The sequence below is a fragment of the Staphylococcus sp. aM genome, from assembly GCF_052975125.1.
In genome coordinates, this window is the sequence record NZ_CP121447.1 from 1,221,318 (window position 1) to 1,234,628 (window position 13,311).

Here is a 13,311-nt window from a genome sequence, read left to right on the forward strand (position 1 = left end):
AAAGGTGACAGATTAATGGGTATTATTAAAAATTATTTTATGCCTAATGCATATGTTAAATCAGTATTCGAAATAAATATAGATAAATTAGCAGACACAGGTGTAAAAGGTATTATTACAGATTTAGATAACACGTTAGTAGGTTGGGATGTTGTGGCACCTACTGAACAAATAAAGCAATGGTTCAAAGAAGCAAGAGAAAAAGGGATTCAAATTACAATCGTTTCAAATAATAATGAACAACGTGTAGGCGAATTTTCAAAAGATTTAAATGTGGATTTTATTTGTAAAGCCAGAAAACCGATGGGAAAAGCATTTAAAAAAGCAATTAGTCAAATGAATATAAAACCTAATGAAACAGTTGTCATTGGCGATCAAATGTTAACCGACGTTTTTGGTGGTAATCGTAATGGTTTATATACAATTATGGTAGTACCTGTTAAAAGAACAGATGGATTTATCACTAAATTTAATCGACTCATTGAAAGAAGATTATTAAATCACTTTAAAAAAAAAGGTTATATCAAGTGGGAGGAAAATTGATTGAGTGAAGAATTAAAATGTATAGGTTGTGGAGCACCTTTGCAATCAGAGGATAAGAATGCTCCTGGTTATGTTCCAGAACACAATTTATTTAGAGAAGATGTTATTTGTAAAAGATGTTTTCGTCTAAAAAACTATAATGAAGTTCAAGATGTGGGCATGGACAGCGATGATTTCCTTAATTTACTAACAGGTTTATCTGATAAAAAGGGTATTGTAGTAAATGTTGTAGACGTTTTTGATTTTGAAGGTTCATTTATCAATGCGATTAAGCGAATTGTAGGTAATAAAAAAATTATCTTAGTCGCTAATAAAATGGATTTACTTCCAAAACAAATTAATCATCGTCGCGTAAAAGAATGGTTGAAACGTGCCGCTAAAAAATATGGACTTGAAGCCGAAGATGTTGTACTTATTTCTGCCGAAAAAGGGCAAGGCATCGAAGACTTATTATATTCAATCAATAAGTATCGTGACCAAGAGGATGTTTATATTGTCGGTACGACTAATGTAGGCAAATCAACATTAATTAATAAACTTATCGAATTAAGTGTAGGTGAAAAAGATGTTGTTACAACATCAAGATTCCCAGGTACAACTTTGGATATGATTGATATACCATTAGATGAAAAGTCCTTTATGTTTGATACGCCAGGAATAATACAATCTCACCAAATGACTCATTTTGTAACTGAAAAAGAATTAAAATTAATTATGCCTAAAAAAGAAATAAAACAACGTGTATATCAATTAAATGAAGGCCAAACACTGTTTTTTGGTGGTTTAGCGCGAATTGATTATGTTTCAGGCGGTAAAAGACCTTTAATATGCTTCTTCTCTAATGAGCTAAACATACACCGAACAAAAACTGAAAAAGCAAATGAATTATGGAAGAATCATATTGGCGATTTATTAACACCCCCTCATGATCCTAGCCAATTTAATATGAGTGAAATGAAAGCAGTTCGTTTAGAAACTGGTAAAGAGAAAAGAGATGTAATGATTTCTGGTTTAGGCTTTATAACGATTGATGCTGGTGCAAAAGTGATTGTTAGAGTCCCTAAAAATGTAGATGTCATCTTAAGAAATTCAATTTTATAGGAGGGATAAACGTGAAATTTGCAGTAATTGGAGATCCAATTTCACATTCCTTATCACCACTAATGCATAACAAAAATTTTGAGTCGTTAGATTTAAAATTTACTTATGAAGCTGTTAATGTTCCAATTGAAAATTTTAAACATATCAGAGAGATTATTGAAGAAAAACATTTAGATGGTTTCAATATCACTATTCCACATAAAGAAAGAATTATACCTTATTTAGATGAAATTGATGCGCAGTCATCTTCTGTTGGTGCAGTTAATACTGTATTAATTCGTGACGGAAAATGGATAGGTTATAATACAGACGGGATAGGTTATGTTACAGGCTTAAAACAAGTATATAATGATTTAGAAAATGCTTATATTTTAATATTAGGTGCTGGCGGTGCTAGTAAGGGAATAGCGAATGAACTCATTAAGTTTGTTAATACCAAATTAACCGTTGCTAACCGTACGATGAAACGCTTTGAGACATGGGATTTAGAGGTCAATCAAATTTCACTCGAACAAGCGGAATCACATTTAGATGAATTTGATATTATCATCAATACTACACCTGCAGGTATGGATGATAATCAAGATATACCTATTGATTTAAAATACTTAAACCCAGAGACATTAGTAAGTGATATTGTATATATACCATATAAAACGCCTATTTTAATAGCAGCAGAGAACAAAGGTAACCCAATATATAATGGTTTAGATATGTTTGTATATCAAGGAGCTGAAAGTTTTAAAATTTGGACTGGATTACAAGCAGATATAAAGACAATGAAAAAATCAGTTTTAAACAAACTAAAAGGAGTTAAATAATGTTAACAGGAAAACAAAAAAGATATTTACGTAGTTTAGCACACAATACTGATCCCACTTTCCAAATTGGTAAAGGTGGTATTAATGAAAATATGGTAAATCAAATTGATGAAACACTAGAAAAACGTGAGCTAATTAAAATCCATGTTTTACAAAATAATTTTGATGATAAAAATGAACTTGCAACTACATTAAGTGAAGCTACTAATTGTGAAATTGTTCAAGTAATCGGGTCTATGATTGTCTTGTATAGAGAATCCCAAGAAAATAAAGAAATCACTTTACCATAATGCCCAAAAAAGTAATTCTGTATGGTGGACAATTCAACCCGATTCACACTGCACATATGATGGTAGCAAGTGAAGTATTTCATAAAATTCAACCGGATGAATTTTATTTTTTACCTAGTTATATGGCACCTTTAAAAGATCACAAAGATTTCTTGGACGCACCCCAACGAATTAAAATGATTGAATTAGCCATTGATACACTAGGATTTGGTAAAATTAGCTATGAAGAGATAGAAAGAAAAGGACAAAGTTATACGTATGACACGCTTTTATCTCTAATACATTCACAACCCAATTCAGATTTTTATTTCATAATAGGAACCGACCAATATAATCAATTGGATCGGTGGTATAACATCGACGAATTAAAACAATTGATTACCTTTATTGTTGTTAATAGAGAAAAAGAAGTACAACAGGTTGAGGATAATATGATATCTATTACAATTCCACGTATGGATATTAGTTCCTCTATGATACGAGAACGTATTAAAGCTAAACAATCTATTCAAATATTAGTTCCTCAAAGTGTTGAACATTATATTCGAGAGGAAGGATTATATGAAAATTGAAAATGCTAAAGAATTAGTAAAAGCAAAATTACCTGAAAAACGATATAAACATTCATTAAGAGTAGCAGAGACAGCAGTAAAATTAGCAGAGATTTATGATGGAGATAAAGATAAGGCTGAGTTAGCTGGTGTCTTACATGACTACTGTAAATACGATGATTTAAGTACAATGTATCAAGTGGTTAGACAATATGAATTAGAATCTGATTTATTAAGCTATGGTGGCGAAATACTACACGGACCTGTTTGTTCTGCAATAATGGAAAATGATTTTGATGTTAAAGATGAAGAAGTTCTTTTAGCAATCAAATATCATACAACTGGTCGTCAACAAATGACTAAAACTGAGAAATTAGTGTTTATAGCCGACTATATAGAACCTGGTAGAAAGACCCCAGGAGTTGAAGAAATAAGAGATATGGCATACAATCAAGGTAGCTTAGATAAAACAATTTATGAAATTTCTAAGCGTACAGTGTTGTTTTTAATTCAAAAAGATATTACGGTTTATGGCGCTACGATTGCTTGTTTAAATTATTATAATTATAGTGATGAAAGAATAAAGGATGATTAAATGAACTCAGACAAATTGTTAAATATTGCTGTAGATGCAGCAGAAAACAAAAAAGCAGAAGATATTATTTCTCTTAATATGCAAGGAATTAGTGATATGACAGATTACTTTGTAGTTTGTCACGGAAATAATGAACGTCAAGTACAATCCATTGCTAGGGCTGTAAAAGAAGCAGTTCATGAACAAGATATTGATGTGAAACGTATGGAAGGCTATCAAGATGCAAGATGGATACTTATTGACTTAGCCAATGTGGTTGTTCATATTTTCCATAAAGACGAAAGACCTTATTATAATATCGAGAAATTATATCAAGATGCACCAATTGAATCATATGGACAGGTTGTTCACTAATTATGTCTCAATATGAAGAAATGAGCTTGGTATATGATCAGCTTACTCGAGATCAACCTTACCATTTATGGTTCGATATAGTTCAATATTATGCACACAATCATCCCGATATACTTGATATTGGATGTGGGACGGGTACACTTACATGCATGCTAAATGAATTAGGTAACATTCACGGTATGGATATTAGTTCTGATATGTTGGCAATTGCTTCTCAAAAGTCTAATCAAATAAATTGGTTAGAAGGCGATATGACACGCTTTGAGTTAGATCATCAATTTGATATCATAACTATATTTTGCGACTCATTAAACTATTTGCCTACTTTTGAAGATGTAGAAAACACATTTATACATGTCTATTCCCATTTAAAAGAGGGAGGATTATTAATCTTTGATGTTCATACTGTAGAAAAAATGAACACGCTATTTAATAATCAAAGTTATATCGATGAAACTGATGATTTGTATTTAGGTTGGGATGCAATTAGAGGTGAAGAACCTTTAAGCGTATATCATCAAATGTCCTTCTTTATTGAACATGAGAACGGTTTATATCAACGATTTGATGAAGAACACTACCAAAGAACATTTGAAAAATCGGTTTATTTAAAATTATTGGACCAATGTGGTTTCAAAATTATTAAAACATTTACCGATTTTGATATGAATTCTGATAATGAACAAGCAGATCGCTTATTTTTTATAGCCCAAAAATAAATTTAAATAAAGTAAAATCACTCTGGCATGCGTTAGTTAGTATGAAAGGGTGATTTTTTGTTATCTAAATTAAATCAATTTAAAACTTACATAGGCAACAACAAAATGTATATTATTATTGGTGCACTGATAATATTTTTGTTGTTACTTTATATTATGAATTCAAATCAATCGGACGATAAATCAGCTTATATAGAATCTACAACTCACAGTTATGTCGATAAAGACAAGCAAAATTTAAAAAAAATCAAATATGGCAAAATCGACTAATAAAGAGGAAGGAAAGAAAGATAATCAAGTTATATATGTAGATATTAAAGGTGCAGTGAGGCATCCTAATGTATATAAAATGAATAGTTCGGATAGAATGATTGATATTTTGAATAAAGCTCAATTATTAAAAAATGCCGATACTAAGCAACTCAATTTTTCAGAAAAACTTATAGATCAAAAGTTAATATACGTACCTGAAAAAGGGGAAACAATTGCTAAACAAGTGCAAAGTCAAACTCAACAGACAAGTGGAGATGGAGCTAAGACACCTATTAATTTAAATTCAGCCACAGAAGAACAATTAATGAAAGTACCAGGTATTGGCCCATCTAAAGCAAAAGAAATCATTGAATTTAAAAATCAAAAAGGATCATTTAATAGTATAGATGACTTGAAAAACATCAAAGGTTTTGGTCCAAAAACATTCGAAAAACTCAAAGAATATTTTACTGTTTAATCATAATTGCATTTGCAATATCGTTTTAAAATGATTAAGCTATAATTATTATTTTAATTATGTACGATGGAGGCACAGAACATCATGGAGAGAATCAAATGGGAAGAATACTTTATGGCACAAAGCCACTTGTTAGCATTAAGATCAACTTGTCAAAGATTATCAGTAGGTGCCACGATTGTGAAAGATAATCGTATTATCGCTGGTGGTTACAATGGTTCAGTTGCTGGTGAAGTTCATTGTATAGATGAAGGGTGTTTAATTGAGGATGGACATTGTATTCGCACTATTCATGCTGAAATGAATGCATTGTTACAATGTGCAAAACAAGGTGTTTCTACAGAAGGTGCAACAATTTATGTTACACATTTCCCTTGTTTGAATTGCACTAAATCTATTATTCAAGCTGGTATTAAAACTATATACTATGCAGAAGATTATCATAATCATGAATATGCTATGCAGTTATTAGATCAGTCTGGTATAGAGTACAAAAAAATACCTTTCTCACCTGAATATGTAGCTCAATATTTAACACAAGGCTAAGTCATTGTTTTATATTGCATTATCTTTTTTAGTAGGGATTCTATGGTTTTCTAACCGTGTATTCTCTACTTTTATATTATGTTGTCTTTTATTTATACTAATGCGTAAGAAATTATTGAAAAGATATGTTTTAGCCGTATTTATCTTCATTTTAATAAGTTTGGTCACATTAAACACTTCTAATGATAAAAAGTATCAAGAAGAACAATATCTATATAAAAATAGAATCATAATCGATAATGTGTCTATTATTAAGTGGAATAAAAAATTGGTGTCATATAGGGGGATTCTTAGCTGGAAGGGAAACAAATATAAGTATATATATAAAACCAAAGATATAAATAAACCCATAAATATCGAAAATCAAACCTGTTTGATAAAAGGTGAATTCTCTTTAAACAATACTTCTCAACCATTTATATTTATTAGCCAAGTCGATTTAAGCAGTTGTCAATCCAACAAGACTCTTTCTTTTATAACTAATTATCAAAGTTATATTCATAATCAAATGCAAAAGTCTCATAATATTTATTATGATCGAATATTAGCCTTAATATCCGGAGATACTAGTGTATTAAATCCAATTTTTATAGAAGATGTAAAAGAAATAGGTATTTATCATTTACTTGCAGTAAGTGGTTCACATGTAGCTGCAATAATATATTTGATATATCAGATATTTGTTAGATTCAATACGCCCATTATTATCATTAAGTCAGTACTTCTTATACTTTTACCTCTTTATGCTTTATATACCGATTTTGCCCCTAGTGCGGTTAGAGCTATTTTAGCTGCTATCATTTTACTTTTACTTCCTAAATCTTTAAAAATAAATCCACTTGAATTGTTGTCTATCGTTTTTATTTTAATGTTTTTTATTAATCCACAAATAGTCTATGATATTGGTTTTCAATTTTCATTCCTCATTTCACTATTTCTAGTGATATCCTCACCTTTATTAAAACAATTATCCGGATTAAAACTAATAATTGAAGTTACATTTATTGCACAACTTGGTGCCTTACTCATTAGCATCTATCATTTTAATCAAATACAATGGATTGGTTTAATTTCTAATTTAGTTTTTGTACCTTTTTATAGTTTCTTTATATTTCCATTAGCTATTCTGTTTTATATTCTTTCTCATTTTACTATTCATTTAAGTATTTTAAATGCTATTATTAGCGTTATTTTTAAATTACATGATTGTTTAGTATCTATATTTTTAAAGTTAAAGTATCTAAGAATTTTTGTACCAGACCTTAGTACAATTAGCTTAATTTTTATTATGATATTCACATTTCTATCTTTGTTTTTATTTGTTAAAAAGCATTTTATTAAAGCTACGCTTATTATATGTATGGGTATTTTTCTTATCATATATTACTCTAGTAGTACTGAAGGGCAATTAACTATGTTAGATGTCGGACAAGGAGACAGTATATTATTTCAAACTGATAGTAAACAAAATATTATGATTGATACTGGAGGGAAACGATCGGAAAATCATAAGCAACCTAACTTTAATATTTCGAAGTACAAAACAATTCCGAGTTTAAAATCAAAAGGTATTTCTAAAATAGATTATCTTATTATTTCTCATCCTCATCTCGACCATATGGGGGAATTACCCTATTTAGCATCTCATATTAATATTAAGAACATCATTTTATTTAAAGATAGTTTTTCTAGATCAGAATTATATAATATAGAGAAAATCAGTAATACCAATCATATAAATGTATTAGACGCTAATCGATTACATACACTAAATTTAAAAGATACAACACTTCGATTTTTGGATACATATATAAAAGATAGTGATGATAAAAATGAGCAGTCCATTGTTATCCTTTTATCATATAAACATAAAAATATATTGTTAACAGGTGATATGACTATTCAAAACGAAACGTTACTTCTACAACGTTATCAATTACCTAAAATTGATATTTTAAAAGTAGCACACCATGGTAGTAAAACGAGTAGTTCTTCGAATTTAATTGAGTTGATCAAGCCAGAAATCAGTCTCATATCGAGCGGTAGAGGTAATAAATATCAATTACCTAATCAAGAAGTGATTCAAAGACTATACGAAAATGGTAGTAAAGTATATGATACTCAAATAAATGGAGAGATAACCGTTAAGCTAAATTCAGATTTAAATATTACTACGAATCAAACTAATTAAATGACTAGTGATTGATGCTTGTATCATGATATAATTTTATAATGTGAACTAATTTGAAAGGGTGTAATATATGTCTGATAATATCATTACGGTATATGGAGAAGTGCCAGACCTAGTAGAGAAAAAAAGTTCTGAAATGATCAATAAATACTTACAGACAGAGAAAGACGACTTTAATTTTATAAAGTTTAATTTATACGAAACAGAAATTACACCAATCATTGAAGAAACTTTGACTATGCCGTTTTTTTCAGACAAAAAGGCTATTTTAGTTAAGAATGCATACGTATTTACTGGAGAAAAAGTAACTAAGGAATTAAATCAAAATACTGACCAATTAATAGAATTCCTAGAGAAATATGATGGTGATAACCTTATAATATTTGAAGTTTACCAAAATAAATTAGATGAGCGAAAGAAACTAACTAAAGCACTTAAAAAAAATGGTCAACTTAAAAAAGTAGAGCAAATGTCTGAAGAAGAAATAAAAAAATGGATACAGTCTAAACTGAATGAGAATTATAAAGATATTAAACAAGATGCACTTAATTTGTTTATAGAATTAACAGGAGTTAATTTTAATATTGTTTCTCAAGAACTAGATAAACTCATGTTATTTTTAGGTGATAGACCTACAATCAATAAAGATGATGTTCATCAAATTATTAATCGAAGTTTGGAACAAAATGTGTTTTTATTAACTGAATATATTCAAAAGCGTCAAAAAAACAAAGCGATTCAATTAGTTAAAGATTTAATAAATATGAAGGAAGAACCAATTAAATTACTTGCTCTTATTACAAGTAATTATAGGTTGTATTATCAATGCAAGATTTTAAATCAAAAAGGCTATAGCGGGCAACAAATTGCTAAAACAGTCAATGTTCATCCTTATAGGGTTAAATTGGCATTAGGTCAGGTCCGTCATTATCAATTGGAAGACTTATTGAATATCATTAATTCTTGTGCTGAAACCGATTATAAATTGAAATCTTCATATATGGATAAACACCTTATATTAGAATTGTTTATTTTATCATTATAACTATGAGTTTAAATACCTATACACAAATAAAAGCTAGTTCAACCAAATAGGTGAACTAGCTTTTATTGATTATTATTTGTTAGCGCTCATCAATTGTGATTTTACGCGGTCAGCTTTGTTTGAGTGGATTAAGTTGCTTTGAGCAGCTTTATCTAATTGCTTAATTGCAAAGCTTACTAATTCATTTTTGTTATCGGCATTTGTCTCAATAGCTGATTTCGCACGTTTAACTGCTGTACGCATAGTATTTTTCTTAGAAATATTACGCTCTTCAGCTGTTTGAGTTGTTTTAACACGTTTAACTGCAGATTTAATGTTTGGCATTACTGTCACCTCCTAAAAGTGAACTAACTTATCAAATTTAATTATATTTGATTACAACAAGAAATATTTTATCAAATGTACTAGCTTTGTGCAATCATTTATTTAATGCGTATCTTAATGAATGAATATCACATTATAGTATTGGAATTAAGTTCGTAACACTTTATAATAAAGTATGCATTAATAATACTTAAACCAATATAAGTATTAGTTTATCAAAGTAATTGATTTATTTAAACGTTTAATTAGAAGTTTGCAATTGCAATTTAAAAACGTTATCATATCAAAGATATACAAATACGGGTTACTAATATGAAAGTGAGAAGGATACAATGGATAAGCAAGAACGTTTTAATAGAAGAGAGAAAATTAGAAATTTCTCCATTATTGCTCATATAGACCACGGTAAATCTACTCTAGCAGATAGAATCCTTGAAAATACAAAATCAGTTGAAACAAGAGATATGCAAGATCAATTGTTAGATTCAATGGATTTAGAAAGAGAACGTGGTATTACAATTAAATTAAATGCTGTACGTTTAAAATACGAAGCTAAAGATGGAGAAACATACACATTCCACTTAATTGATACACCAGGGCACGTCGATTTTACATATGAAGTATCTCGTTCATTAGCAGCATGTGAAGGAGCTATTTTAGTTGTAGATGCCGCTCAAGGTATAGAAGCACAAACTTTAGCTAACGTTTATTTAGCTTTAGATAATAATTTAGAACTATTACCTGTAGTTAATAAAATTGACCTACCAGCAGCTGAACCTGATAGAGTTAAACAAGAGTTAGAAGATGTGATTGGTTTAGATCAAGACGATGTCGTTCTAGCTAGTGCCAAATCTAATATCGGTATAGAAGAAATTCTAGAAAAGATTGTTGAGGTTGTACCAGCACCCGATGGTGATCCAGATGCACCATTGAAAGCTTTAATTTTTGACTCTGAATATGATCCTTATAGAGGTGTAATTTCATCTATTCGTGTTATAGATGGGGTAGTCAAAGCAGGGGACAAGATTAAAATGATGGCTACCGGTAAAGAATTCGAAGTTACTGAGGTTGGAATTAATACACCTAAGCAATTACCAGTCGACGAATTAACTGTTGGTGATGTTGGCTATATTATTGCTAGTATTAAAAATGTTGATGATTCGCGTGTTGGTGATACGATTACACTTGCAAACCGACCTGCTGAACAACCATTACAAGGGTATAAGAAAATGAATCCAATGGTTTATTGTGGACTCTTCCCAATTGATAATAAAAATTATAATGATTTGCGTGAAGCACTTGAAAAACTACAATTAAACGATGCTTCATTAGAATTCGAACCTGAGTCATCTCAAGCACTTGGATTTGGCTATAGAACTGGATTTTTAGGTATGTTACACATGGAAATCATTCAAGAAAGAATCGAACGAGAATTTGGAATTGAATTGATTGCGACAGCACCATCTGTAATTTACCAATGTATCTTAAAAGATGGTTCAGAAGTTACAGTTGATAACCCTGCGCAAATGCCTGAACGTGATAGAATTGAAAAGATATACGAACCATACGTTCGTGCAACTATGATGGTGCCGAATGATTATGTTGGTGCAGTTATGGAACTATGTCAACGTAAGCGTGGACAATTCGTTAATATGGATTATTTAGATGACATTCGAGTTAACATTGTTTATGAAATTCCATTATCTGAAGTAGTATTTGATTTCTTTGATCAACTTAAATCCAATACAAAAGGATATGCTTCGTTTGACTATGAATTCATTGAAAATAAAGAAAGTGACCTAGTTAAAATGGACATATTGCTTAATGGTGAAAAAGTTGATGCATTAAGCTTTATCGTGCATAAAGAATTTGCTTACGATAGAGGAAAAGCATTAGTTGAAAAACTAAAAACATTAATTCCAAGACAGCAATTTGAAGTTCCAGTACAAGCAGCGATTGGTCAAAAAATTGTTGCACGAACAAACATTAAATCCATGGGTAAAAATGTACTTTCTAAATGTTACGGCGGAGACATTAGCCGTAAACGTAAATTATTAGAAAAACAAAAAGCCGGTAAAGCTAAAATGAAAGCTGTTGGTAACGTGGAAATTCCGCAAGATGCATTCCTTGCAGTACTAAAAATGGACGAAGAATAATCTTGAAATTGTAAACACTTATTTAAATTTGTGTTAGATATAAAAAGCTAAGTATTTGAACTGAGGTGGGAAAAGAATGATGTTTCTGAAACTAATTCTATCCCGCCTCTAATTTTTTATAATTTTAAACCATAATTTTGGAGGAGTTAAAGTGACAATACAAAGCGCATATATTCATATACCTTTTTGCGTTCGCATATGTACTTACTGTGACTTCAACAAGTATTTTATCGATAAGCAACCAGTTGATGAATATTTAGATGCATTAATTTTAGAGATGGAACGACGTACCCAAAATGCTAATACGAAATTAAAAACAATGTATGTAGGTGGAGGTACTCCAACAGCTCTCAATATAGACCAATTAAATAAATTCTTATCAGCAATTAATAGAATTTTCACTATTGAAGGTGAATTTAGTTTTGAAGCGAACCCTGATGAATTAACATTCGAAAAAGTAAAATTACTTAAAGCATTTGGTGTGAATCGAGTATCTATGGGAGTACAAACATTTAAACCTGAATTGTTAGAAATTCTTGGAAGAACACACAAAACAGAAGATATCTATGATGCTGTAAGAAATGCTAGAGATGCCGGGATCGAATCTATTAGTTTGGACTTAATGTATCATTTACCTCAACAAACCTTAGAGGATTTTGAAAAAAGTTTGAATTTAGCTATGAAAATGGATATTGATCATATCTCAAGTTATGGATTAATTCTAGAGCCCAAAACTCAATTTTATAACATGTATAGAAAAGGTCATTTAAAATTGCCTAATGAAGATTTAGGCGCAGAAATGTATCAGACTTTAATGCATAAAATTGAAGACTCAAAATTCCATCAATACGAAATTTCAAATTTTGCTATAGAAGGTCATGAGTCAGAGCATAATAAGGTATATTGGTTAAATGAAGAATACTATGGTTTCGGAGCAGGAGCGAGTGGTTATACAAATGGCGTACGTTATACAAATGTAAATCCTGTCAATCACTATATAAAAGCTATTGCTAATCAAGAAGAACCCATATTAACAGAGACACGTCCAACTACAAACGAACAAATGGAAGAAGAAATGTTTCTAGGATTAAGGTTAAATTGCGGTGTTAACAAAAATAAATTCAATGAAAAATTTAATACAACGATCGACCGAATATTTGGTCAAACTATTATTGAGTTAAAAAATAGAAAGTTAATTGAAGAAACTCAAGATTATATTTATCTAACCGAAAGAGGAAAAGTCATTGGTAATGAGGTTTTTGAAGCATTTTTATTAAATAGTTAAAATAAATTTAAAATTCTAGAGCTTTAACATTGACTTACTTTGACCAATTTGATAAATTAT

14 protein-coding genes and 1 pseudogene are annotated in these 13,311 nt (G+C 30.1%); 14 read left to right on the forward strand and 1 reads right to left on the reverse strand.

Translation table 11 applies throughout. From position 1 onward, the window contains the following. Nucleotides 1-15: 15 nt before the first annotated feature. The 12 genes and pseudogenes from P7F85_RS06050 to holA all read left to right on the forward strand — a co-directional run bounded on the left by P7F85_RS06050 (nucleotide 16) and on the right by holA (nucleotide 9,486). Nucleotides 16-543, forward strand: a complete 528-nt coding sequence (locus P7F85_RS06050; RefSeq protein WP_046464396.1) for a YqeG family HAD IIIA-type phosphatase — start codon at nucleotides 16-18, stop codon at nucleotides 541-543. After that, nucleotides 544-1,644 (forward strand): ribosome biogenesis GTPase YqeH, encoded by a 1,101-nt coding sequence (gene yqeH, locus P7F85_RS06055; protein WP_002466210.1) that lies wholly within the window; start codon nucleotides 544-546, stop codon nucleotides 1,642-1,644. A gap of 11 nt (nucleotides 1,645-1,655) precedes the next feature. Then, the gene (aroE, locus tag P7F85_RS06060) at nucleotides 1,656-2,465 is read left to right on the forward strand and encodes a shikimate dehydrogenase (RefSeq protein ID WP_015364950.1); all 810 of its coding nucleotides are present in this window, start codon (nucleotides 1,656-1,658) and stop codon (nucleotides 2,463-2,465) included. Then, nucleotides 2,465-2,755, forward strand: a complete 291-nt coding sequence (yhbY, locus tag P7F85_RS06065) for a ribosome assembly RNA-binding protein YhbY (RefSeq protein ID WP_015364951.1) — start codon at nucleotides 2,465-2,467, stop codon at nucleotides 2,753-2,755. Before aroE ends, yhbY begins: the two co-directional genes overlap by 1 nt. Further along, complete coding sequence (locus tag P7F85_RS06070) at nucleotides 2,752-3,327, forward strand: nicotinate-nucleotide adenylyltransferase (RefSeq protein WP_171001914.1); 576 nt, start codon at nucleotides 2,752-2,754, stop codon at nucleotides 3,325-3,327. The genes yhbY and P7F85_RS06070 overlap by 4 nt, the downstream gene beginning before the upstream one ends. After that, the gene (gene yqeK / locus P7F85_RS06075) at nucleotides 3,317-3,901 is read left to right on the forward strand and encodes a bis(5'-nucleosyl)-tetraphosphatase (symmetrical) YqeK (protein WP_002465675.1); all 585 of its coding nucleotides are present in this window, start codon (nucleotides 3,317-3,319) and stop codon (nucleotides 3,899-3,901) included. Before P7F85_RS06070 ends, yqeK begins: the two co-directional genes overlap by 11 nt. Beyond that, nucleotides 3,902-4,255 carry a ribosome silencing factor gene (gene rsfS / locus P7F85_RS06080; RefSeq protein ID WP_002465663.1) on the forward strand — a complete coding sequence of 118 codons (354 nt, stop codon included), beginning with the start codon at nucleotides 3,902-3,904 and terminating at the stop codon, nucleotides 4,253-4,255. Between the two features lie 2 nt (nucleotides 4,256-4,257). Beyond that, a complete protein-coding gene (locus P7F85_RS06085; RefSeq protein WP_002465681.1) occupies nucleotides 4,258-4,974 on the forward strand; it encodes a class I SAM-dependent DNA methyltransferase in 717 nt (238 codons plus the stop codon). Nucleotides 4,975-5,079: 105 nt separating this feature from the next. Further along, nucleotides 5,080-5,704: pseudogene (locus P7F85_RS06090) on the forward strand (helix-hairpin-helix domain-containing protein). Between the two features lie 84 nt (nucleotides 5,705-5,788). Next, nucleotides 5,789-6,250: a ComE operon protein 2 gene (locus P7F85_RS06095; RefSeq protein WP_002465657.1), complete on the forward strand. Its 462-nt coding sequence runs from the start codon at nucleotides 5,789-5,791 to the stop codon at nucleotides 6,248-6,250. Nucleotides 6,251-6,254: 4 nt separating this feature from the next. Next, a complete protein-coding gene (locus P7F85_RS06100; protein WP_046464395.1) occupies nucleotides 6,255-8,441 on the forward strand; it encodes a DNA internalization-related competence protein ComEC/Rec2 in 2,187 nt (728 codons plus the stop codon). A 70-nt stretch (nucleotides 8,442-8,511) separates the two neighbouring features. Then, on the forward strand, nucleotides 8,512-9,486 hold the full coding sequence (holA, locus tag P7F85_RS06105; protein WP_002465668.1) for a DNA polymerase III subunit delta: 975 nt from the start codon (nucleotides 8,512-8,514) through the stop codon (nucleotides 9,484-9,486). 72 nt (nucleotides 9,487-9,558) lie between these two features. Here holA and rpsT read toward each other — a convergent pair whose 3' ends face one another. Continuing rightward, nucleotides 9,559-9,810 (reverse strand): 30S ribosomal protein S20, encoded by a 252-nt coding sequence (gene rpsT, locus P7F85_RS06110; protein ID WP_002451849.1) that lies wholly within the window; start codon nucleotides 9,808-9,810, stop codon nucleotides 9,559-9,561. A gap of 332 nt (nucleotides 9,811-10,142) precedes the next feature. Here rpsT and lepA point away from each other — a divergent pair, with 332 nt between their 5' ends. Together lepA and hemW are read left to right on the forward strand one after the other, a co-directional pair. Continuing rightward, nucleotides 10,143-11,966 (forward strand): translation elongation factor 4, encoded by a 1,824-nt coding sequence (gene lepA, locus P7F85_RS06115; RefSeq protein ID WP_002465655.1) that lies wholly within the window; start codon nucleotides 10,143-10,145, stop codon nucleotides 11,964-11,966. A gap of 151 nt (nucleotides 11,967-12,117) precedes the next feature. Continuing rightward, the gene (hemW, locus tag P7F85_RS06120; protein ID WP_002465684.1) at nucleotides 12,118-13,251 is read left to right on the forward strand and encodes a radical SAM family heme chaperone HemW; all 1,134 of its coding nucleotides are present in this window, start codon (nucleotides 12,118-12,120) and stop codon (nucleotides 13,249-13,251) included. Nucleotides 13,252-13,311: the final 60 nt, after the last annotated feature.